General features: G+C 68.3%; 18 protein-coding genes and 1 pseudogene. 11 read left to right on the top strand and 8 right to left on the bottom strand.

The genetic code is table 11. The features are described 5' to 3' along the window. The first annotated feature begins 159 nt into the window (after nucleotides 1-159). Nucleotides 160-2,220 carry a restriction endonuclease gene (locus ACSYGO_RS18090; RefSeq protein ID WP_460387060.1) on the top strand — a complete coding sequence of 687 codons (2,061 nt, stop codon included), beginning with the start codon at nucleotides 160-162 and terminating at the stop codon, nucleotides 2,218-2,220. 504 nt (nucleotides 2,221-2,724) lie between these two features. Further along, a complete protein-coding gene (locus tag ACSYGO_RS18085) occupies nucleotides 2,725-4,089 on the top strand; it encodes a glutamate decarboxylase (protein WP_435220509.1) in 1,365 nt (454 codons plus the stop codon). An 84-nt stretch (nucleotides 4,090-4,173) separates the two neighbouring features. Here ACSYGO_RS18085 and ACSYGO_RS18080 read toward each other — a convergent pair whose 3' ends face one another. Continuing rightward, nucleotides 4,174-4,851 carry a GAP family protein gene (locus tag ACSYGO_RS18080; RefSeq protein ID WP_460387059.1) on the bottom strand — a complete coding sequence of 226 codons (678 nt, stop codon included), beginning with the start codon at nucleotides 4,849-4,851 and terminating at the stop codon, nucleotides 4,174-4,176. 419 nt (nucleotides 4,852-5,270) lie between these two features. Between ACSYGO_RS18080 and ACSYGO_RS18075 the strand changes: the two genes are divergently transcribed. The 4 genes from ACSYGO_RS18075 to ACSYGO_RS18060 all read left to right on the top strand — a co-directional run bounded on the left by ACSYGO_RS18075 (nucleotide 5,271) and on the right by ACSYGO_RS18060 (nucleotide 8,868). Beyond that, on the top strand, nucleotides 5,271-5,858 hold the full coding sequence (locus ACSYGO_RS18075; protein WP_426682396.1) for a hypothetical protein: 588 nt from the start codon (nucleotides 5,271-5,273) through the stop codon (nucleotides 5,856-5,858). 50 nt (nucleotides 5,859-5,908) lie between these two features. After that, a complete protein-coding gene (locus ACSYGO_RS18070) occupies nucleotides 5,909-6,208 on the top strand; it encodes a hypothetical protein (RefSeq protein WP_426682395.1) in 300 nt (99 codons plus the stop codon). Between the two features lie 122 nt (nucleotides 6,209-6,330). Further along, the gene (locus ACSYGO_RS18065; RefSeq protein WP_460387058.1) at nucleotides 6,331-7,683 is read left to right on the top strand and encodes a Dyp-type peroxidase; all 1,353 of its coding nucleotides are present in this window, start codon (nucleotides 6,331-6,333) and stop codon (nucleotides 7,681-7,683) included. Between the two features lie 57 nt (nucleotides 7,684-7,740). After that, nucleotides 7,741-8,868 carry a catalase family protein gene (locus tag ACSYGO_RS18060; protein WP_460387057.1) on the top strand — a complete coding sequence of 376 codons (1,128 nt, stop codon included), beginning with the start codon at nucleotides 7,741-7,743 and terminating at the stop codon, nucleotides 8,866-8,868. Nucleotides 8,869-9,014: 146 nt separating this feature from the next. On the opposite strand, the gene ACSYGO_RS18055 is transcribed toward ACSYGO_RS18060, so the two are convergent. From ACSYGO_RS18055 to ACSYGO_RS18045, 3 genes are all read right to left on the bottom strand, one after another. After that, nucleotides 9,015-9,236, bottom strand: a complete 222-nt coding sequence (locus ACSYGO_RS18055; protein ID WP_460387056.1) for a hypothetical protein — start codon at nucleotides 9,234-9,236, stop codon at nucleotides 9,015-9,017. Nucleotides 9,237-9,746: 510 nt separating this feature from the next. Then, nucleotides 9,747-10,421, bottom strand: a complete 675-nt coding sequence (locus tag ACSYGO_RS18050; protein ID WP_432186683.1) for an SMI1/KNR4 family protein — start codon at nucleotides 10,419-10,421, stop codon at nucleotides 9,747-9,749. A 112-nt stretch (nucleotides 10,422-10,533) separates the two neighbouring features. Continuing rightward, nucleotides 10,534-10,962: a DUF7144 family membrane protein gene (locus ACSYGO_RS18045; RefSeq protein WP_426682389.1), complete on the bottom strand. Its 429-nt coding sequence runs from the start codon at nucleotides 10,960-10,962 to the stop codon at nucleotides 10,534-10,536. A 435-nt stretch (nucleotides 10,963-11,397) separates the two neighbouring features. Between ACSYGO_RS18045 and ACSYGO_RS18040 the strand changes: the two genes are divergently transcribed. Continuing rightward, entirely contained in the window at nucleotides 11,398-11,817 is a 420-nt protein-coding gene (locus tag ACSYGO_RS18040) for a hypothetical protein (RefSeq protein ID WP_460387055.1), read from the top strand. A 250-nt stretch (nucleotides 11,818-12,067) separates the two neighbouring features. Here ACSYGO_RS18040 and ACSYGO_RS18035 read toward each other — a convergent pair whose 3' ends face one another. From ACSYGO_RS18035 to ACSYGO_RS18020, 4 genes and pseudogenes are all read right to left on the bottom strand, one after another. Continuing rightward, on the bottom strand, nucleotides 12,068-13,135 hold the full coding sequence (locus ACSYGO_RS18035; RefSeq protein ID WP_460387054.1) for a DNA polymerase III subunit beta family protein: 1,068 nt from the start codon (nucleotides 13,133-13,135) through the stop codon (nucleotides 12,068-12,070). A gap of 258 nt (nucleotides 13,136-13,393) precedes the next feature. Beyond that, entirely contained in the window at nucleotides 13,394-14,512 is a 1,119-nt protein-coding gene (locus ACSYGO_RS18030) for a cytochrome P450 (protein WP_460389730.1), read from the bottom strand. Nucleotides 14,513-14,644: 132 nt separating this feature from the next. Next, nucleotides 14,645-16,015, bottom strand: a pseudogene (locus ACSYGO_RS18025) (NAD(P)/FAD-dependent oxidoreductase); the annotation flags it as partial. After that, nucleotides 16,012-16,239, bottom strand: coding sequence for a ferredoxin (locus ACSYGO_RS18020; protein ID WP_460387053.1), 228 nt, complete (start codon nucleotides 16,237-16,239; stop codon nucleotides 16,012-16,014). The gene ACSYGO_RS18020 and the pseudogene ACSYGO_RS18025, both read right to left, overlap by 4 nt. Before the next feature lie 847 nt (nucleotides 16,240-17,086). Here ACSYGO_RS18020 and ACSYGO_RS18015 point away from each other — a divergent pair. The 4 genes from ACSYGO_RS18015 (at nucleotide 17,087) to ACSYGO_RS18000 (ending at nucleotide 21,148) form a co-directional block, all read left to right on the top strand. Further along, on the top strand, nucleotides 17,087-17,605 hold the full coding sequence (locus tag ACSYGO_RS18015; protein WP_426682444.1) for a DUF6529 family protein: 519 nt from the start codon (nucleotides 17,087-17,089) through the stop codon (nucleotides 17,603-17,605). A gap of 239 nt (nucleotides 17,606-17,844) precedes the next feature. Next, a complete protein-coding gene (locus ACSYGO_RS18010; protein ID WP_460387052.1) occupies nucleotides 17,845-18,537 on the top strand; it encodes a hypothetical protein in 693 nt (230 codons plus the stop codon). 80 nt (nucleotides 18,538-18,617) lie between these two features. Next, nucleotides 18,618-20,087, top strand: a complete 1,470-nt coding sequence (locus ACSYGO_RS18005; RefSeq protein WP_460387051.1) for an MFS transporter — start codon at nucleotides 18,618-18,620, stop codon at nucleotides 20,085-20,087. A 74-nt stretch (nucleotides 20,088-20,161) separates the two neighbouring features. Beyond that, on the top strand, nucleotides 20,162-21,148 hold the full coding sequence (locus ACSYGO_RS18000; RefSeq protein ID WP_460387050.1) for a zinc-dependent alcohol dehydrogenase family protein: 987 nt from the start codon (nucleotides 20,162-20,164) through the stop codon (nucleotides 21,146-21,148). Nucleotides 21,149-21,203: the final 55 nt, after the last annotated feature.

Raw genomic sequence — 21,203 nt, 5'->3', positions numbered from 1 at the left:
GCGCGCGCTGAGACCTGCGCGGACCACTGATTTCAGCCGCCCGTGGCAAGCGGATGTTCGGGACGGTGATTGCTGGATAAAGTCGTTTTGTCACAACTGGTTGCGGGGGCAACCAAAGTTTGGTCGGTGCTGCCGACGTCCTGGGGAGGGCCTGAGCGTATGAGTCGTCGCTCTGCTGGATTCGTCAACACATGGGCCGAGGCGCAGCGTGCGTACCAGCGCCAGATCGAGGCCGAGCAGAGGCGGCGTCGAGAGGAAGACCGAGCGGCGCGTGCCCACCAGCGACGAGCGGCCCAGGAGTACCGGGAGTACCGGCAGGCGGAGGCCAGGCGACGGACGGACGAGCTGGATGCGCAGGTCGCGACACTGCAGGGATTGCTGAGCGAAGGATGCCGGGCGTCTGCTTTCAGGGCAGCGTCCTTGATGCGGGTGGAAGACGTCCCGCCGTTCGACCCGGGCCCGCTCGCGTGGCCGGTGCGTATGCCGGATCAGAGTCAGTACCGGGCACAGGGCGGCTGGACGGCCAACCGGCGTGCCCAGGCGGAGGCCGAGGCGCGGGCCCGTTTCGAGCACGATTGGCACCAGGCGCAGGTTGCCGAAGCGCAGCGTCAGCAGCAACTGACTGCATTACAGCAGGATTATGAGCAGAGGGCTGAGGCGCACAGAGCCGAGGTGCGACGGCACAACGCGGGCATCACCGAGGTGGTGGCAGGTGTCAGGCGGGGTGACCCTGACCTCGTGGTCGAGTACTTCTCCGCTGCCCTCTATGCGTCGACCGCCTGGCCTGAAGGCTTTCCCCGGCAATTGGCGGCCGCCTTCGATCCGGCGGCCAGGCAGTTGGTGCTGAACTGGGAGCTGTCGGGTTATGAGGTCGTGCCGGAGGCCAAGGCGGTGAGGTACGTACCGACCCAGGACCAGGACAAGGAGACGGCGCGCCCCGTGACGCAACGCCGCGCACTGTACCGAGAGGTACTGGCGCAGAGCGTGCTGCTGGTTCTGCACCAGCTCTTCGCTGCGGACGAGCACCGCATTCTGGATTCGGTCGCCTTGAACGGCTTCGTCGACGCCCCCGACCCCGCGACGGGCAGGCAGTCCCAGATCTTCCTGGCCACCGTCATGGCCGAGCGAGCCGCCTTCACAGACTTGTACTTGGAACAGGTGGACGCGACCAGCTGCCTGACAGAGGCGCTTCGGGGGCAGCTCACGGTCCGGCCTGACCAGCTCACGTCCGTGCGGCCGAGCCGGCAGCCCGAGGAGGTCGGGAACCAGGTCGTCACTCATGGCGGTGGGGGCGAGGAGCCGGACCTGTACGACATGGATCCGCTCGCATTTGAAGCCCTCGTCGCCGACCTCTTCCGCGCCATGGGTATGCAGGCGGTGACGACGCAGCGTTCGAACGACGGCGGCGTGGATGTCGACGCGCTGGACCCGACTCCCATCCGGGGCGGCAAGATCGTCGTCCAGGTGAAGCGGTACCGGAACACCGTCCCGCCCACCGCGGTACGCGACCTGTATGGCACGGTGCAGGACGCGGGCGCCAACAAGGGCGTTCTGGTGACGACGTCGGGATTCGGCCCCGGTTCGCACACCTTCGCCCGCGGCAAGCCGCTGGAGCTGATCTCGGGTGGCGAACTCGTCGACCTGCTGCACCGGCACGGACTCCGCGGACGGCTGGGAGACGGCGGGCGACCGGCTCCCGCGCAGCCTGAGCCGACAGGTCCCGCGACTTCGTCTGATGACTACAACGTGCTCGGCATGATGTGGTCCGGCAACGTTGCGCTGGACGTCTGTGCACTGGTCTGCACGGGCAACCGAGTCCTCACCGAGGACCACTTCGTCTTCTTCAACAACCCGCAGACCCCTGACGGTTCGGTACGCGCGGTGCCGGCCTCGGCGCCAGACAAGGCGGCGATCAGAGTCGCCTTCAACGCGCTGCCACAGGGCGCCGACCGGTTCGTCCTCGTCGCGGCCGTGGACCCTGAGGTCAATCCGGACGCGGATCTTTCCGGGTTCACTGATGCCTGTATCCGGTTGCTCGACCGGTCGATGAGCGACCTCGACCGGCTTGAGGTCTCTGACGGACGCGTAGGCGAAACGGCGTTGGTCCTCGGTTCCTTCCGCCGTAGGTCAAGTGGCGACTGGGACTTCGTACTGGGCGGAAAGGGCTACAGGGGAGGCCTGGAGGAACTCGTCCAGGATTACGGCATCGAGGTGGAGTAGCCGGGGTGATCTCGGGACTATTGCTGAGCCTGCCCGCAGATGGACACCCACATTCAGATCGGCCCCACGGGCCAGAAGCTCCTGCCTCTGACGGTCAAGAACGCCGGCCCGACGCCGGCTTCGAGCGGTCACACGCACTGAGGTGAGCGGGGCGCTCGGTCGGGTGATCGAGGGCCTTGCAGGGGTGAGCGAGGCCGAGGTGGCTGCCGCACTGTCTTCGGCCGGCGCTTCGCGCACTCGCCCGTCTGCGCCGACGGTGTCCCCCTGGACGCCGTTGCCAGAGCCTGGACGAGTTTCGGGGATCGTCTCCGAGGTGGAGCGGGTCTGACTGCAGTCCGGCGCTGCTGTGCGACCGAGACCGGTTGAGGCCACCTTTGAAGTTCTGGTCGGTACCTCGTCCCGAAGCAGGGGCTGTTCCGTGCGTGCAGGGCCGCCGGAAGTTCGGAGCCGCCATTTCGGTGTGTCCCTCACCGAGGCAGGTACCGGCGCTGTTTGAATCGTCATATGACTAGGCGTGACGACGCGGACCTTTTCGGCAACAGGTTCTTGACCGTGCCCGCTCCTTCGGAGGCTTTCCCCGAGGAAGGCATGGATGCGACGGACGCGATGAGGCTGCTGGATGTGGACCTCGCCATGGAGGGCGACCCACAGCGTAACCTCGCCACGTTCGTCACCACGTGGATGGAGCCGCAGGCGCAACGGATCATTGCCGAGAATCTCCACCGCAATTTCATCGACCATGCGGAGTACCCGATCTCCGCCGAGATCGAGCAGCGTTGCGTGCGCATGCTCGCCGACCTCTTCAACGCGCCGGGCAGGACAACGGGATGCCGGACCCAGGGCTCGTCCGAGGCGATCATGCTCGGGGCGCTGTCGCTGAAGTGGAAGTGGCGGGAGCGCCGCCAGGCGGCCAATCTGTCGGTCGACCGACCCAACCTGGTCTTCGGCGGGGACGTCCACGTCGTCTGGGAGAAGTTCTGCCGCTACTTCGACGTCGAGCCGCGGATCGTGCCGCTTGCCGAGGGCAAGTACACGATCGGTCCGGAGGACGTGGAGCCTCACCTCGACGAGAACACGATCGGCGTCGTCGCCGTGCTCGGCACCACGTTCACCGGTCACAAGGACGACGTCGTCGGGATCGACAAGCTCCTGCGCGACGTCCGCAAGGAGCGGGACCTCGACATCCCGATCCACGTCGACGGAGCCAGTGGCGCATTCGTGTGGCCCTTCCTCTACCCGGACTCGAAATGGGACTTCCGGCTCGAGCAGGTCCGTTCGATCAACGTCTCGGGACACAAATACGGGCTGGTCTACCCCGGCATCGGCTGGCTGGTCTTCCGCGAGGAGTCCGACCTGCCCAAGGACCTCGTGTTCCACGAGAACTACTTGGGCAAGACCGACGCGACGTTCACGCTGAACTTCTCCACCGGCGCGTCGATGGTGCTCGCGCAGTACTACAACTTCGTCCGGCTCGGTCGCCAGGGCTACACCTACGTCATGAAGATGTTGCAGGAGAACGCCCACGCATTGGCGGACAACCTGCGTAGCGGCGGTCGCTTCGAAGTGATCGGGAGTGGCCTCGAGCAGCTGCCGCTGGTGGCTTTCCGTCTCGACGGCAAGCACGCCTACGACGAGTCCGACGTCGCCTGGCAGCTGTCGGCCGAGCGCGGCTGGATGGTGCCGGCGTACACGCTCCCGCCCGACGCGGAGCGGGTGAAGATCATGCGTGCCCTGGTCAAGGAGACCCTGAGCCGTGAGCAGATCGATCGCCTGAGCCAGGACATCGAGGACGCGTGTCGCACGTTGGACGACAAGGGTGCGGCCCATGAGAACGAGCGGGCCCAGGTCAAGCGCGGCACCGGCTACTGACGCACCTCTCCTCCCCGGTTGCGTACACCTGCCGGCTCTGTGGGCGTCTCCACCGCGAACCCTGCCTCGGGTGGGTCTGCTGTGTCAGGAGGTGAGGATGCCGATGCCGTCACCGAGCAGTTTCAGGCCGAGAACGAAGAACAGGACCGCCATCACGGCGACGTTGTTCTGGGCTGCCCAGTCCTTCCAGCTTCCGAGCCTGGTCCTGGATCGCTCTCCACCGAGCAGGAAGACTGCCAGCGGGGCCAGCAGGCCGAGAGTGGCGACCAGGACGAAGATTGCCAGCGAGCCGATCTGCTCCCCGACCGGCAGTCCGGCGGAGCCGATGGAGGCGGCCGCGGCGATGGTCAGCGGGGCGTTCTTGGCGTTGAGCGCGGCCAGGGCCAGTCCGAGTCCGAAGACCTTGATCGGCGTGAGGTGGTCGATCGCGCCCATCCACTTCGGCAGCTGAGCTTGCGAGGGATCCTTCGGGCGCCGGTGCCATTGCCGGGCGCCGAAGAGGAGGAGGAACAGGCCCAGGGCGAGCTTGAGGGCTCCCACCCAGGTGGCCGGCTCCTTGTGGGCGGAGGCACCTGCGGGGGAAGCGATCGCCAGCATGACCGCGCCCAGTGCCGAGAGCCCCAGGATCCAGCCGACGGTGAAGAGGACTCCGTTGAGACGTCCCCGAGGCGTGGCAAGTATGAGGATGATGGCGATGATCGGAAGCGGGCTGACCGCGACGGCAGCCGCGAAACCCAGCACGTCACCGAGAACTGCGCCCATGATTGCCTCCGTATGGGGTCAGGGTGGCGATCAAGGTGAGCAGAGCTCGGCGCGAGATGGTGCTCCGACCGCCTCGGCGGCGCAACGGGCTGGTGTCTGATCGGCTGCGCCACCGTCTTCACGACTGTGGGGCAGTGGCTGCCCGTGAAGGGTGACGACGACGTGCACGGCACGTCTCACCGGTTCCATCTTCCTGCGCCTGGCCGAACCTGTCCTCAGGAGTTTCTTGGGACGGGAGGGGACAGGCTGGCCCCCCAGGGACCGGAGTTTCCCGGGAATCCGCCCAGGCGACCACAATGCCCAGGGCCCGGGATGCGAGGCAGTGCATCCGCAGTGAGGATTGATGTGTGGGGGCGATGGCGTCCCATGTTCGGGCGCTTGGTGACCCTCGCGACGATCTGTGACAGGAGGACCTCGCGATGGCTGCGACAGGCGCGACCCAGCCGGCTCACCCTGAGCACCCGGGCAGGACGGATGGGGTCAGTAACGAGTTCACCGTCTTCACCAAGATCAAGCCGGGCGAGGCGGATGCGTTGCGTGAGGATCTCACTTGGCTCGGCGACGCGGCGAATGACGAGAATGTCCATGCGGCGCTGCGCCAGATCGGCACGCTGCACGACGCACGGCACGTCATTTTCGACAACGACACCAGGTTCATGTTCGCCAGCGTCTTCGACGGCTCCTGGGACACCTACATCGACGACTTCGCCAAGACGGTGGTCGGGGCCCGCTTCGACAAGGTCTTCTCACACAGCGAAGGGTTCCCCGGCATCAAAGATCCAGGGGTCAAGGACTGGTTCCTCGCCCACCAGCAGCCCGCGGGGGTCTTCGTCAGCGCCTACCCCGACCTGACCGTTCAGCAGATCTACAAGGACCAGCGCGTGGACGACGCGTTCCAGGATGTGCTGGACACCGCCGAATTCCGGGCCATGTTGGACAACCCGGCCAATTCGGCGTTGGTGGGCACACCCGCCTTCCAGAAACTGCTGGAGGAAGCCTCGGCCTAGGGTCCGAACACAACGCTCAGAGCCCGATCCGTCGAAGGAAGAATCCAAGGATGACTGCGACGCCAGGTGCAGCCCAGCCGACGCACCCCGAGCGGCCGGGCAGGTCGGAGGGGGTCGCAAGCGAGTTCAGCGTCTTCACCAAGATCAAGCCGGGGCATACGGAAGCGCTGCGTGCATTGCTGGCCGATATCGAAGGAAAGTCGGCCGGCGAGGGGAACCGTGGGGCGATACGACAGATCGGCACCCTGCTGGACACCCCTGAGTTCCGGCCGGCGTTGGAGAACCCGGCCAACGCGGAGTTGGTGGCCACGCCCGCCTTTCAGAGGCTGCTGGAGCTGGCCGCGAGCTAGGCATGTCGCGAGCGACACGTCCAGCGTTCATGGCCGGTCCGACGCCGGCGGACCGCGACGGCGGGTGCGGCCGGTCCCTGTCGGGCTGCCCAGGACGAGACCGATACGGAGCACAAACGATCATGAGCACGACGGCAAGCGGCACCGCGGGCCCCGTACGCGTCGAGATCGATGACGTCCAGAGCGGGGCACTGCGCCCACGGCCCGTTCCGTACCACGGGAAGTACGTCTTCCTGCGCGTCGATGACCGGCACGCAGGGCGCGCCCTGCTGCGGCGGCTCCTCCCGTTGACCTCGGGTGGCCTGCCGAGCGCGGACCGTGGTCAGGATGCGTGGGTGGCTGTGGCGTTCACCTTTGAGGGGCTGAGGGCCCTGGGGGTGCCGCAGGAATCGCTGGACAGCTTTCCGCAGGCGTTCCGTGAGGGCATGGCCGCACGGGCGGAGCTGATCGGCGACGTGGGCGAGAGTGCACCGGCCCATTGGGAGGCACCGTTCGGAACCGGCGAAGTCCACATCGCGCTGAGTGCCCTCTCCTCCGATATGGCGCAGCTGGACAAGGAGCTGGAGCGGGCCCGTGTCGCCTACGAGGACACACCCGGTGTCGAGGTGATCTGGCAGCAGGACGTCCACCAGCTCCCGACCGGGCGTACCACCTTCGGATTCCGTGACGGCATCAGCCATCCGAACATCGAGGGTGTCGGCCTGCCCGGCTCCAACCCGCAGGAGACCCCCATCAAGGCCGGCGAGTTCATCCTCGGCTACCCCGACGAAACCGGCAGCCTGCCCCCCATGCCCCAACCTGATGTGCTGGGACGCAACGGCACCTACGCCGCCGTTCGCAAGGCCCACACCGACGTGGCGGCCTGGCGCCGGTTCCTCCGTGCGAACAGCTCCAACGCCGAGGAGGAGACACTCCTGGCGGCGAAGATGGTCGGCCGCTGGCCCAGCGGGGCGCCCTTGACGCTGACGCCGGAGCACGATGATCCGGAGCTGGCGGCCGATCCGCACCGCGTCAACAACTTCCTGTACCGGGAGAACGACGACCGAGGGTTCCGGTGCCCCGCCGGTGCCCATGTCCGGCGCGTCAACCCCCGGGATTCGACGATCATCGGCGACGCGCGGATGCACCGCCTCATCCGCCGCGGCACCACCTACGGCCCGCCGCTGCCCGAGGGCGTGCTGGAGGACGACGGCGCCGACCGCGGCCTGGTCGGAGTCTTCCTCGGAGCCCACCTTGAACGGCAGTTCGAGTTCATCAAGGCCGAATGGGTCAACGACGGAAACTTCATCGGCTACCCCGGCGAGAAGGACCCGGTAGCCGGGCACCACGGCGGAACCGGCAGCCTCACCATCCCGGAGAAGCCGGTCCGGCGTCGCCTGCAGCACCTGCCCAGCTTCGTAGTCATCCGAGGCGGCGAGTACTGCTTCGTGCCGGGTCTGCGCGCCTTGCGCTGGCTCGCCGAACTGGAGGGCTGAAGGCAGTCCCGAGCCGCTGAGGTGTGATCACGGTCTCCAGGAGGAGAGGTCGGAGTCATGGCAGCACAGTTCGTCCGCTACACACCTGACGTCGAAGACGACGACCCGGACTTCGACCGCAACGTGCAGACGGTGATCGAGAAGACCGAGAACTACATCGCCGAGTCGGTCGAGGCCGGCGGCACCGGGCGGGCCCTGCGCGACGCCCATGCCAAGGGCTACGGGCTGGTCCGGGGGGAGGTGGAGATCCTGGACGGGCTTCCCCCCGAGTACGCCCAAGGCATCTACGCCACCCCGGGAACCCACGACGCGCTCATCCGCTTCTCCAACGGCTCACCCCACGCCGGAGCCGACGCGCGACTGGGCGCCGCCACCGGACTGGCGCTGAAGATGTTCGACATCCCCGGCCCGACCCTGCTGGAGGACGAACCGGACACGGGCACGTTCGACTACGCCAACATCAACGGACCGGTCTTCTTCTGCAATACGGTCGAGCACTACCTGTTCATCCAGGAACTGTTCCTGAGCGCGCCGGCCTACTTCGCCCAGGGCCGACCCGGCGCACATCGCTTCTTCACCGATTTTGTGACCGGAAAGGGAACGCTGGACCAGGACAACTGGGCGTGGGACGAGTTCCTGGCCTTCCTGCGCCTGTCGAAGACCCCTCCCGCAAACATATTGCTGTCGAGCTACTGGACCATGGGCGCGGTCCGGCACGGGGACTACATCGCCAAGGTGCGCATCACCCCCGACCCGTCCGCCGCCGCCGCGGTGGTCCGGCGCACCATCGACCCGACCTCGGCGGCGGAGGTCTTTCGGCCGGCCCTGCAGGCCGAGCTGCAGGAGCGGCCCTACGCCTTCGACATCCAGGTCCAGCTCTGCACCGACCTGGAGCGCATGCCGGTGGAGGACACCACGGTGGAGTGGCCCGAGCAACTCTCGCCGTCCGTCACCGTGGCCAAGCTGCGGCTGCCGCAGCAGGACATCTCCGCGCCGGAGAATCTGGAGAAGATGGACGCGCTGTCCTTCACGCCCTGGCGGGTCACCGCCGAGCACGCGCCCCTGGGCAACATCATGCGGGCCCGCAAGGAGGTCTACCGGCGATCCTCCATCGAACGCCACAAGCTCAACAAGCAGCCGCGGACAGAGCCCCGCAGCGTCGATGAGGTATTTGGCGCTTCGTAGACCCTTGCGCCGAGCAGCACCACATCAGCGGATGTACAGCGGGGCAGCACCGCAGCCGTCACGACAGAAGCCGGCCGGGCCGACCGACGGGAAGCAGATCGCTCAGCCTGGCTGACGGTTTTCGAGATCAGTGCGGCCGTCGGCCGTCAGTCGAAGGGAGAGAGCCCGGCAGTCTCGAGGTGATCAAGCAGATCTTGAAGACATGCGTCCGGCGAGGGCTGGTCAGTACGGAAGAACGAATCCTGGCCCAAGGCTCCGCCAGAGACGATCACCATCCATCGTGTGCCCGGGGTGCGCTCGCCGTCAGCTTTGAGGACTGCGCAGCACCCCTGCTCGATCAGCCATTCCATGAGTTCCACGATGTCCATGCCCACCCCTCCCCAGCAGATCTTGCCAGCATCATCACCAGGGGTAGCCTTACCCTCCATTCGAAGCCCCTTGGAGGCTCCCCGTGCACACCGGCGTCTTCTTGCTGCGGAGCGCGCTGGGCCTCGGTGGCGGTCTGATGGCCGTCTGGGAGTTGACCCGACAGGCTTCGGGACCAGGCTGGAGGAAGCGGCGGATCCTCTTCGCTGTGGGAGCTTTGACGCTCGCCGGGCTGCTCGCGGTCTAGGGACGGTCTAGGAGTCCAACCCCGAGCCAAGAGTGATCCACGGACTGCGTTGTCTGTCCGCAGAGGGACACCCACATCCTCTGCTGGAGGAGCGGGAGCCGGCCGCACCGGAGCGCGCGCAGGGGCCACGGGAGGAGGCGGACCGGGTGTTCGCCCCGCTCGCCGAGGCAGAGATCGCCTGGCAGGGGCGTGCACCCTCAGAGACCAATGAACCGGTGGCAGGCGTAGAAGTCGCGCCTCGCCGAGGTCGACAGCAGATGCCTTGCTATTGGTCCGAGCCGCAGGCAGCCTCGGCGGCCGTGAGCCATCCCAGATACCAACCTGCGAAGTCCAGCAGAGAGCCGCCGGCGTCACGTACCGGATGCAGATCCTTGCCATCGGAGCGCGGGTCACGCCATATGCGGCCGCGCTCCGATCCCGTGACGACCAGCCAGGCCGTCAGCCCGCAGCCCTCATCACACAGGCACAGCGCGCCCGCGGTAGAGCGGGGGTCGTACTGCACATCTGCCAGACGCTCTTCCCACACCTCAAGGGCCGCTTCGAAATCGGCGAGGTCGTCGAAGTCCTCCACGAACGGCTGCTCGGCCAGGATCTCTACTGCTGCCTCCGGATCCGCCCCGCCCGGAAACAACTCGGCGGCCATGCCCGGCTCGACCTCCTCAGGGGCATCGCCCATCCAGCGCCAACCGCCGGAGTCCACGCGCCGCACCGGAAAAACGCCGTAAGCCGGACCAGCTCCGCCGGCGCCGACGTGCAGGAGGAACGAGCGATAGTCCTCGGGCAGCTCAACACTCAACCAGGCCTCGAGATCGGCCACCTCGGCCGCCGTCAGAGGTGCGTCGAGCACAAAGCCGTGCCCCATCGACCCGAACACCTTGTTGCTGCTCGAGCCTGCGGCCAGAGCCAGAACCCGCTCGCGTACCCCGGTCCAGTCGGTCATGGCGCCCGACGATATCGGCTGTCCCTCACCGCCCACAGCGCGGCCGCGCACGCCGCACCGCGCCGCGAACGAACTGGCCGGAGTGAGCGGGGTCTTCCGGATGGGGTCGGGTTCACCGACCTCCGCCGGTTCCGGCATGGAACCTCGTCAGCGCAAAGATGATCAGGAGATCGAGTGTCATCACGGGGATGGACCACGCCGGATAGTACGGAACGAACATGAACTGGGTGATCAGGCTGACCCCTGCCACCGCTGTGCCTGCCCCGCGACCCCAGCTCTTGTTCGTCAAGACCCCCAGGCCGGCAATGACCAGCGCCACTCCGATCAAAAGGTGAATCCAGCCCCAAGCGGTCAGGTCGAATCGGTAGGCGTACCGGGACGCGGAGAACACGTTGTCCTGTGCGATGCCGGATGCCCCCATGAGAATGCTGAGCGGCCCGCTGAGCAGCAGCATGGCCCCCGCGAACAGGGACGGGCCGTTGATTTCGCTGCTGTCGGGGCCCCCGCGCCCTCTCTGTGTCTCGCCAGGCACTGCTGTCATGGCCGCTGCCTTCCTGTCCAGCGCGCGCGGTCACTGACGCACCATGCCCGTGCGAAGCCGGCCACGCTCCCCTGACAGGATCACCGCGATCCTTCGGGACCGCGACTGCAAGCCACCAGAGGTGATCCACCGTAGGTGAGGAAGGATCACCGAGTGCAGCCGTGTCCCCCTGGGTGCCTGACTGCCCGCAGATGGATACGGCCCTACCAATCGGCCCGACCGGCGAGAAGCCGCTGCCCCTGACGGTCAAGAACGCGGGTCCGGCGCCGGCATCGAGCGGCCACTCTCGCTGACGTGAGTGAGACACGCGATCCCGTCGTCGCGAAGCGGGCCCCCGCCCATTGACATCAGGATTTGAACACGTTCAAAATGATGTTCGCCGCTTCCTTGAGGCGTGGTTACCGGGCATGTGCGAGACACGAGGGGCAGGGCCGTATGGCTGCCGAACAGCATCAGCGGATACGACGTGCGTTCATGGGCGCTGCGTCGGTATGTGCGGCGACATTCCTGTTGGCCTCCTGCTCCGACTACCCGGTCGAGGTCGACACCGTCGATCAGCTGACGGGCGTGTGGTCGGACTTCGCCGGGAGGACGGTTGAGTTCAAGGACGACGGCACGTTCACGGCCAAGGGCTTGGACAAGGCGGACGTCGGCGCCGACTGCTCCGGGATCGCCGACCGGCAACGGGGAACCGTGTCCCTCTCCGGAACGTATGGCGAGGTCACCTTCGACGGCGTGGACTGCGAGGGCATGAAACTCGCCTTCTACGGCTCCCCGAGCTCCTTCGTCGCCTGCTTCACTCAGGACATGACGTCCGGGGGGTGCACGGACGAATTCAGTCGGAAGGATGACTGATCCGGGTGATCCTGGCCGCGAACCGACTACTTGATCGCCGCGTCACGGGACATGCGCGGGACAACTCGTCAGCCGGAGGGCCGGAGGGCGTATCGGACGAACCGTGACGGCTTCCATGGGCGGCCCGGGCGCCATGGTGCGGGTTCGTTCGATCGACGATGGCGCGTCCGTCGCCGTCGATGGGTTCGCCGGCGCCCTGAGCCGGCTGCGTCCGACAGGTCTGGGCGAGCCGGTCAGGGTGAGTGGACCGTCAGTCCTCCAGGCGGACCGGCATCAGGATCGAGAAGGTGCCCTCGTCGTCGGGCCAGCGGATCGCGATCGGCGTTGCGGGGGTGTCGAGTTCGAGAATCAGTCGGTCCCGGGTCCCGGCGGTCAGCGCGTCCAGCAGGAACTCCCGGTTGACGGCGATGCGGTTCGGGTCTGCGTCACCGTCCGTGCAAAGGGTCGCCGTGCCGCCGTCCTCCACGCTGAGCACACTGAGGTCGGGCGCTCCGGCCCCTCCGCAGCGGACAGGACCGGTCTCCAGGGCTTTCCGGAAGGCCGCCACCTCGACGACGGCGCGGCGCCCCGCGGCCCGGGGGAGGAGACGACGGTAGTCGGGGAAGTCGTGGTCGAGGCACTGACCGGCTGCCTGCCTGTCTCCCGCCTCCAGCGTCACGCGGTCACCGTCGACAGACAGCCGCACAGGTCCCTCGCCGTCCAACAGCGCCCGCATCGCGTCGACGAGCGGGGTGGGCACGACGACCTGCACCCGACTCCCGTCGTGCCCGGCGACATCGGCCTGCGCGACAGCCATCCGGTACCGGTCGGTGGCGACGACGTGGAGTCTCTCGCCCTCGATGTCGAACAGGACCCCGCCGAGCATCGGCAGTTCAGGGTCCGTGCTCGCCGCGAAGCGGACCGCGTCCAGCGCGGCCGCCAGCTCGGGTGCGGCGCCGGACAGCCGGACGGTGGCGATGCGGAGCGAAGTCATGGCATTCTCCCGGTGATCGAGTAGTGCTCGGAGCGCGGAGAACTCGCCGCGGGCGTCGGACAGTTCCTGTTCGAGACGGCGCAGGTGCCCCTCGAGCAGTTTCCGGACCAGATCGGTGTCCGCGCCGGACCAGCTGGCCAGCACCAGCCTGATGTCCGGCAGTGGCATTCCGGCCCGGCGCAAGCGGGCCAGCAGCCGGGCCTCTTCGAGCTGCTCCGGTTCGTACCAGCGGTAGCCGCTCACCGGATCCACCCAGGCCGGGACCAGCACACCGGCACGGTCGTAGAACCGCAGGGCGCTCACGCCCAGACCGCTCTCGCGGGCCATCTCGCCAATGCTGCGCATGTCGTTCTCCACACCCAGCACTCTGGACCCTGCACAAGGTCGAGGGTCAACCCGGCCCGGGTGCGGATCTCGCGACAGCCGAAGGCAGCCCGCCACGGAATGGACCGCCCCTCGACCGGCCCGGTGGTGATCAAGCCTTCACCTGGCGGTGCTGTGTGTTCGGGCCTTGGCGGGCGGCCGGAGGGTTACTGCCGCCGACAGATGATCGGCGAGGTCCGCCCATGAGGGTGGTCCGGTCAACTGCCCTCGCCTGTCGCGTCAGTCGGCGCCCTGTTCGACGTGCAGATGGATCGGGCCGCGAAGCACGGGGCTGCGTCGGTACGGCGGTGGATCGGTGACCAGTCTGGGGCGGTCGAGGCGGCGTACGAGCTCGGTCAGCGCGATCTGAGTTTCCCGTCGGGCCAGTGGGCCGCCGAAGCACAGGTGGATGCCGCTGCCGAAGCCGAGGTGCTGGTTGTCCCGCCGGTCGGGGTCGAAGCGGTCGGGCTCGTGGAAGCGGTCAGGATCGCGGTTGCCCGAGGCCAGCATGAGCATGATCCGGGAGCCCTTGGGGATGACGGTGTCGGCGACGGTGATGTCGCTGTAGGCCGCCCGCCAGGGAATGATGTGCACGGGAGGCTCGTAGCGCAGGAGTTCCTCGACCAGCGGGACGACGAGGTCCGGGTCGTCGCGCAGCCGCTGCAGCACGTGCGGGTGGCGCAGCAGCGTGAGCATGCCGTTGGTGATGAGGTTGACGACGGTCTCGTGGCCGGCGATGAGCAGCAGTTTGGCGGTGGCGACGATTTCGGCGTCGGTCATCCGACCGTCGGGCCCGTCGTCGTCGGCCAGCCGGCCCAACAGATCGTCGCCCGGCCGGCCGTGGCGCTGTTCCACCAGCCCGACGAGGCACTGGCGCACGTCCTTGCGGGCCTGTACGCCCTTGTCCAGTTTCTCCTTCGGGTCGGTCTCGGGGTCGTAGTCGACCGAGTTCATGATGTCGTGCACCCAGAGGTGGAACCTCGGTTCGTCCTCGCGTGGCACGCCGAGCAGGTGGCAGATCACTGTGACGGGGAGCGGGAAGGCGAAGTCGTCGACGATGTCGATCCGCTCCTTGCCCGCCACATCGTCGATCAGGGTGCCGACGGTGGCGGTCAGGAAGCCTTCGAGCCCGGTCACCAGCCCAGGTGTGTGTGGGGGGCCGAAGTGACGCATCGCCGTGTGCCGCAGGCGGTCGTGCTCGGGCGGGTCCTTGTGGATGAACGAGGACGTGGCCCCTCCCTCGACCGACGGCGGACGGGACAGATTGCGCAGGTCGGAGCTCAGGTGCGGGTCATTCAGTGTGTCCCTGATCTCGCGATAGGTACTGATGACGTAGCTGCCGTCCTCCTGCCGGGCCACCGGCGTCCTGCGCAGCTCGGCGTACAGCGGGTACGGGTCGGCCCGGGAGGAGTAGTCGAAGATCCGTTGCAGGGTGCCGGGCGTCTCGGCCGTGGTCGTCCGGCCTTCCTCCCGCCGATGCCGGCGCACGGCCGTGACGCGGCGCTCACCCGGGTCATGGCCTGTGACGACCACCGTGGCTCCCTGGGCGAGCAGGGTGGGGCCGGGGAAGTCGACGGGCACCGGATTCATGTCGGCCGGCTGGTCCGGCGTGGGGCAGGAGGGCGGGAAAGGTGCCGCCGTCTCGATCAACCGCCGGTAGTGGTCCAGCCACCTGGCGTCGTCGAAGCTCACGGCGGCCGTGACGCGGCCCCGATAGCCGTATGCGGTGACGAAGCGGCGGTCGTCCAGTGATCCATGGGTGACGACGGCCTCGTCGGCGAAGGTCGGTACGCCGACGGACTTGATGTTGGCGCCGAACTGGATCGACCAGAACAACGGGATGGACAGGTGGGGCCGGTGGTCGGCCTGGGCGCTGACCATGTTGTGCGCCGCGACCTCGGCCTGCTCCACGGCGTTGGCCCAGTGCTCCAGAGAGATGAGCCGGTATTCGTAGATCGGGTTCGGGCACAGGGCCACGTCTCCCGCGGCGAAGACGTCGTCGGTGACGCGGCCGTTGACGTCGAGGGCGCGGCAGCCCGTGTCGCAGGTGACTCCCCACACGCCCGCCGCCAGCTTCGATTCCCGCAGCCACTCGGTGTTGCGGATGCTCCCGAGTGCCACCACCACCACATCGGCGTCGACCGTATCGCCGTCGGCGAAGTGAGCACGGCGAAATCGTCCCCGCGCGTCGCCCTCCAGCCGGGTCACCTTGACGCCGCAGCGCAGGTCGACGCCGTGCGCGCGCTGCATGTCCGCCGCGACCTCACCGATCATGGCGCCGAGCGCCCCGACCAGCGGGGCCTGCGCGAGTTCGGCGACGGTCACCGGGATGTCCCGCTCGCGGCAGACGGAGGCGATCTCGGAGCCGGTGAATCCCGCGCCGATGATCAGAACGCGGCTCGGTCCGGCGGCGAGGGCCCGCTGCAGGCTTTCGGCGTGCTCGCGCGTACGCACGACGAACACCCCGTCCAGGGCCGCCTCGCTCTCGATGAACCAGGGCCGGGCCCGTACCCCGGTGGAGATCAGCACCCGGTCGAAGGGAACCCCGCGTCCGTCGGCGAGCAGGACGTGGTTCGTCGCGAGGTCCAGCCCGCTGGCGGGCACCCCCAGCAGCCACTCCGCATCGATGTCGCGACGGCGGGGCAAAGTGGTGTCGCAGGCGGGCACCCATCCGGTCAGTACCTGTTTGGACAGGGGAGGCCGGTCGTAGGGCTCGGCCGGCTCGTCGCCGATCATGGTCAGCGAGCCGGTGAAACCCTCGGCGCGCAGCGCCTCCGCGGCCCGCAGCCCCGCCAGCGAGGCTCCGACGATCACGATGCGGCCGTCGCGCTTGAACGCCTGCGGATCGTCGGCACTGGTCATGACGGCGACGCCTCCACCGGTGTCTCCAGCCGCTCCAGCTGGTCGACCAGGATCGCCTGGACCGGGCAGGCCGCCGCGGCGCGCAGCACCCGCTCGTGCTGGGCGTCATCGGGGTTCGAGTCGTACTTGAGCGCTTCCTCGCCGTGCATCCGGAACACGCCCGGAGCCAGGTACGCGCACTGCGCATACGTCTCACATCGGGGAAGACCAGCGACAACTTTCACCCGGACCTCCGCGGGGAGCGGGAGCTGCAGACCATCGAGCCGGCGCCACTTCGGAGCGCAACGAGGGGGATTCGGCCGCTGACCACCCCTGCGAAGTGCGAGGGGGTGCGCCGTGCTCGTCGGGTCTCTATGGAAAGAATTGATCATCGCGGCCAAGGCGGTCGCCGCCTGCCCAGGGACGTATCCCTGGTCGCGGCTGCATTCAGCTTACGTAAGCGGCGCTCTTTTGGATTGCCGTGGCAAGGAGACCGTGGGGCACGGTGCGCCGGAATGCCGTCAGAGAATCAGCGTGGCAGCGGCCACGGCCTCCTGTCTCCCCCGGGCTCCAGCCCGGTCGGCGCCCGTGCCCCGGGCAGCGCGATCAGCCGCTCGGTCCCGGGAAAAGGGGTCCGTCACAGCCGGGGCGGCCGGCTGCGCAACTCAATGGCCATCGAAGCCGCAGCAAGCCTCCGATGGAGCAGCGACCGCCCAGGCAGACCAATTGGAGTGGACAGGCCCCGAGCACCCGGGGCCAACTGGGAGAAGAGGTCCGCCGGGGTCGCTTCCCGCGGCTGCACGGATGCGCCGTCCGACACCATGGAGCGCTCATGAGAGGAACGGCCGCGGCGACAGTGCCGGCGGTCTCCGCCGTGCCGCGTGCTGCTGAGAGCGGCTGTCCCAGCCGGACGACCTCGCAGCACGGCTTCGCGACCGACACGCCGACCTATGACACCGACCGCGAGGAGACCGGCGCGTCCGGCGCCACGGTGGTACGTCCTCAACGCGTCCGGCAGCAAGGTCCAACACGATCGATGGGGGACCGGTGACCGGGCACACGGGCGAGCAGAAGCGGCGTCCCGCACGGACGATGGCGGGCTTCTTGCTGCCCGTAGCGGTCGCGGTGGCGGTGTATGTGTTCGGCCGCACGCACACACCCGACTACACCAGGGGTCTGTTCGGGCAGCACGGCGTCGGCGTCATCGATCTCAAGGCGCGCCTGGGCAGCGCTCTGATGGCACTCGCGGTCGTCCAACTGCTGCTCGGGCTGTGGATGTACCGGCGCCTGCCGGGAGCGGGCGCCGCGCCGCGCCGGGTGCAGCCCACGCACCGGCTCATCGGCCTGCTTGCCTTTCTGCTGTCGCTGCCCATCGCCTACCAGTGCGTCATCGCCTACGGCGTCGAGTTCTCGAGCAGCCGAGTGGCGGTGCACTCCATCGCGGGCTGCCTCCTGTACGGCGTGTTCGTCGCCAAGGTGCTGGTGGTACGCAGCCGCCGACTGCCCGGTTGGGCACTCCCGGCCGCCGGCGGCGCCCTGGTCGTCGTCATCGCACTGCTGTGGTACACGGCCGCCTTGTGGTTCTTCGCCGGATCCGCCCCCGGCTTTTGAAGCCGCCTCCGTGGTCCACGGGGTGAGCCTGGCCGGGGCCAAGGCCGGCGAAGCGCTGCGTGAGTGCGGCTTCGACGTGGGCCGGAGGGCGGGCCGCCGCTGCCGAGCGGTCCGCGTGTCACAGAACGTCGGCGTGGCGGCCCGTCCGCACAATGAGGCGACAGCACTCGAAAGGACACGACCGTGGCCGGTCCGGACCGCACCAGCCTCGACGGCCTGCCCCCGGGCGGCAGCCGATCATGACCGGACGGCACCCGTCGGATGCGAGCATTCCGCGCGAGCCGCAGCAGGCGGTACACGGTGAGGCCCGCTGGCCGATGGCCGCCGCCGTCATCGCCGCCGCGGGGCTGACCCTGCTGCTGCCCGACGACCTGCGCCTGGGACCCCGCTGGGCGCTGCCCCTTGTCGAAGGACTGTTCCTGGTGGCGCTGATCGCGGGCGACCCGGTTCGCATCAGCCGCCGCTCGGCCGCCATGCGTGCCGTATCGATCGCCCTGGTCGGCGTGCTGGCGTGCGGAGCCATCTGGTCGACCGTCCGGCTGGTCGACGACCTCATGCACGGTGGTAGCGAGACCAACTCCGCCGATGCCCTGCTGCGGGCCGGCGGCAGCGTGTGGGCCCTGACCGTCCTCGCGTTCTCCCTGCTGTACTTCGAACTCGACAGCGGCGGGGCGGCCGCCCGGGCTCACTGCACGCCGCCCACTCCCGCTCTCGCCTTCCCTCAACACCTCACCCCCGAACTGGCCGCCACGAACTGGCGCCCCCGCTACGTCGACTACCTCTACCTCGGATTCACCAACGCCACCGCCTTCAGTCCCACCGACGTCATGCCGCTGGTCCCTTGGGCCAAGATCGTCATGGCTGTCCAGTCCGTCGTCTCCCTGCTCATCCTCGGACTCGTCGTCGCCAGGGCCGTCAACGTCCTCGCCTGACAGGCTCGCATGCACCTGCATTTAATGCTCACGCATTAGATGCTCTTGCATTTCAATTACGAGCATGTCAGCGTATCGGCATGAGCCCTTCCGCGCCATCACCCTTGTCCACGTCCCCCCTCACCTGGGACGCACGGCAGTGGGGAATCCTGCTCACCGTTTCGATCGTCGGGTTCCTCGACCCGCTGGACGTGAACATGGTGGGTGTCGCCCTGCCCTCGATCCAGGCCGACGTCGGCCTGTCCACGAGCGCACTGCAGTGGATCGTCAGCGGTTACGTCCTCGGCTACGGCGGCTTTCTGCTGCTGGGCGGACGCGCCGCCGACATCCTCGGCCGCCGCCGCGTCTTTCTGGTGGCGGTCGCCGTCTTCACCCTGACCTCGCTGGTCGGCGGCCTGGTCGACGACGGGACCCTGCTGATCGTCACCCGCTTCCTGAAGGGCGTGTCGGCGGCGTTCACGCTGCCCGCGGCGCTGTCCATCATCACGACCACGTTCGCCGAGGGGCCGGCCCGCAACAAGGCGATCGGGATCTTCACCCTCATGGGGGCCAGCGGCTTCTCGAGCGGTCTGGTGCTGTCCGGCGCGCTGACCGAGCTCGGCTGGCGCTGGACTTTCCTCGTGCCGGTCCCCGTCGCGCTGATAGCCCTGGTGGCGGCCATCCGCATCCTGCCGAAGGACGGCCCGCGCAGCGTCGGCGGCTACGACCTGCCCGGCGCGCTCACCCTGGTCGGCGGAATGCTGCTGCTGGTCTACACCGTGGTCGAAGTGCCGCAGAAGGGCTGGGCCGCGGCGAGCACGCTGGTGCAGTTCGGGCTCGCGGCCGCACTGCTGGCCGTCTTCGTCGTGGTCGAGCTCCGTGGCGCGCATCCGCTGATCCGTCTGGGCATCCTGCGCTCAAGCTCCCTGGTGCGTGCCAACGTGGGCCTGTCGGTGTTCTTCGGCGCCTACGTCGGCTTCCAGTTCGTCGCGACGCTGTACTTCCAGCAGGTGCTGCAGTGGTCGGCGCTGCAGACCGCATTCGGCTTCCTTCCCGCCGCCGCCGTCGTCACCGTCGCCTCACCGCGCATCCCGCACCTGATCGCACGATTCGGCACCTCGCGCACCATCGTCGCCGGCGTCAGCACGCACGTCGCCGCCTACGCGCTCTTCCTGGCCGTCGCCCGGGACAACCCCTACGCCGTGGGTGTGCTGCCGACCATGCTCCTGCTCAGCATCGGCATGACACTCGCGTTCGCGCCCTTCCAGATCGAGGGCACCTCGGGAATCCCCGACCACGAACAAGGCCTGGCCGGCGGCCTGTTGAACTCCTCCATGCAGGTCGGCGGCGCCGTCGGCCTCGCCGTCGTCACCGCGGTCCTGACCGCGGGAGGCGAAGGCAGGAGCGGGCCCGACGCCCTGCTCGCCGGTTTCACCCCCGCCATGACCACCGTCACCGTGCTCGCGGCCATCGGCCTGCTCACCGCCCTGTCCGGAACGCTGGGACGCCGCACGGCGACAGCGCGGACGGACAGCAGCACCGACCGACCGAAGCTCGACAAGGTCGTCTGACGCCACCGGGGGACGGCCGACCGCCGGGCCCGAACCGCCACATCCGCCCCAGACTCGAAAGGCAAGACAATCTCATGAGCAAGATCGTCCGTTTTCACGCCGCCGGCGGCCCCGAGGTCCTGACCCTGGAGGACGTCGAGGTCCGCGCACCCGGACAGGGCGAGATCCGTATCCGCACCCGGGCTCTCGGGCTGAACCGAGCGGATGCCATGCTCCGCGGCGGCCACCTCGGGGAGTTCCCCTCCGGTATCGGATGGGAGGCCTCCGGTGAGGTCGACGCCATCGGCCCGGATGTCGAAGGTTTCACCGTCGGTGATGCCGTCAGCCTGATCCCCTGCTTCAGGGCCACCGACTACCCCGTCCACGGCGAGCTGGCCATCGCGCCCGCCACCGCGGTGGTCAAGCACCCCGGCACGCTGTCCTGGGAGCAGGCCGCGGCCCTGTGGGGGCAGTACCTGACCGCATACGGAGCCCTCGTCGAGACCGCGGACCTGAAGACCGGTGACACGGTGCTCATCCCGGCCGCCTCCAGCAGCGTCGGGCTGGCAGCGATCCAGGTCGCCCGCAGTGTGGGGGCCCGCCCGGTGGCACTGACCCGCAGCAGCGCGAAGCGCCGGCGGCTCCTGGACGAGGGCGCCGAGGCAGTGGTCGTCACGGGCGAGGAAGACGTGGTCACCCGCGTGAACGAGCTCACCGACGGCCACGGCGCGCGCGTCATGTTCGACCCGGTGGGAGGACCCGCTCTGGCGGACCTGACCGGCGCCGCCGCACCCGGCGGGACCGTGATCCTCTACGGCGCGCTGAGCGGCGAGGCCACCACGCTGCCGGTGCTGCAGGTGATCGGCAAGAGCCTGACCATCCGGGGATACAAGGTCTTCGATCTCACCACCGACGTCGAACGCCGCAAGGCCGCCGTCAACTGGATCGTCGACGGTGTCGCCCGCAAGGTCCTGCGGCCGGTCATCGACACCGTCTTCCCGCTGGAGGACATCGTCGGGGCCCACCGTCGTCTCGAGTCCGGAGCCCAGGTCGGCAAGATCGTCGTGACCGTCCCCCGCTGACCCGGCACACCTCACGGGCGCCATGAACCCGCGTCCACGCCCGCACAACGCAAGT

The organism is Streptomyces krungchingensis (assembly GCF_054729265.1).
This window is presented reverse-complemented; position numbering and strand designations above follow the sequence as displayed.

What these genes read in the sequence shown, in the direction of transcription:
- ACSYGO_RS18090 (WP_460387060.1), top strand. Translation starts at nt 160, where the DNA reads ATGAGTCGTCGCTCTGCTGGATTCGTCAACACATGGGCCGAGGCGCAG.
- ACSYGO_RS18085 (WP_435220509.1), top strand. Translation starts at nt 2,725, where the DNA reads ATGACTAGGCGTGACGACGCGGACCTTTTCGGCAACAGGTTCTTGACC.
- ACSYGO_RS18080 (WP_460387059.1), bottom strand. Translation starts at nt 4,851, where the DNA reads ATGGGCGCAGTTCTCGGTGACGTGCTGGGTTTCGCGGCTGCCGTCGCG.
- ACSYGO_RS18075 (WP_426682396.1), top strand. Translation starts at nt 5,271, where the DNA reads ATGGCTGCGACAGGCGCGACCCAGCCGGCTCACCCTGAGCACCCGGGC.
- ACSYGO_RS18070 (WP_426682395.1), top strand. Translation starts at nt 5,909, where the DNA reads ATGACTGCGACGCCAGGTGCAGCCCAGCCGACGCACCCCGAGCGGCCG.
- ACSYGO_RS18065 (WP_460387058.1), top strand. Translation starts at nt 6,331, where the DNA reads ATGAGCACGACGGCAAGCGGCACCGCGGGCCCCGTACGCGTCGAGATC.
- ACSYGO_RS18060 (WP_460387057.1), top strand. Translation starts at nt 7,741, where the DNA reads ATGGCAGCACAGTTCGTCCGCTACACACCTGACGTCGAAGACGACGAC.
- ACSYGO_RS18055 (WP_460387056.1), bottom strand. Translation starts at nt 9,236, where the DNA reads ATGGACATCGTGGAACTCATGGAATGGCTGATCGAGCAGGGGTGCTGC.
- ACSYGO_RS18050 (WP_432186683.1), bottom strand. Translation starts at nt 10,421, where the DNA reads ATGACCGACTGGACCGGGGTACGCGAGCGGGTTCTGGCTCTGGCCGCA.
- ACSYGO_RS18045 (WP_426682389.1), bottom strand. Translation starts at nt 10,962, where the DNA reads ATGACAGCAGTGCCTGGCGAGACACAGAGAGGGCGCGGGGGCCCCGAC.
- ACSYGO_RS18040 (WP_460387055.1), top strand. Translation starts at nt 11,398, where the DNA reads ATGGCTGCCGAACAGCATCAGCGGATACGACGTGCGTTCATGGGCGCT.
- ACSYGO_RS18035 (WP_460387054.1), bottom strand. Translation starts at nt 13,135, where the DNA reads ATGCGCAGCATTGGCGAGATGGCCCGCGAGAGCGGTCTGGGCGTGAGC.
- ACSYGO_RS18015 (WP_426682444.1), top strand. Translation starts at nt 17,087, where the DNA reads ATGGCGGGCTTCTTGCTGCCCGTAGCGGTCGCGGTGGCGGTGTATGTG.
- ACSYGO_RS18010 (WP_460387052.1), top strand. Translation starts at nt 17,845, where the DNA reads ATGACCGGACGGCACCCGTCGGATGCGAGCATTCCGCGCGAGCCGCAG.
- ACSYGO_RS18005 (WP_460387051.1), top strand. Translation starts at nt 18,618, where the DNA reads ATGAGCCCTTCCGCGCCATCACCCTTGTCCACGTCCCCCCTCACCTGG.
- ACSYGO_RS18000 (WP_460387050.1), top strand. Translation starts at nt 20,162, where the DNA reads ATGAGCAAGATCGTCCGTTTTCACGCCGCCGGCGGCCCCGAGGTCCTG.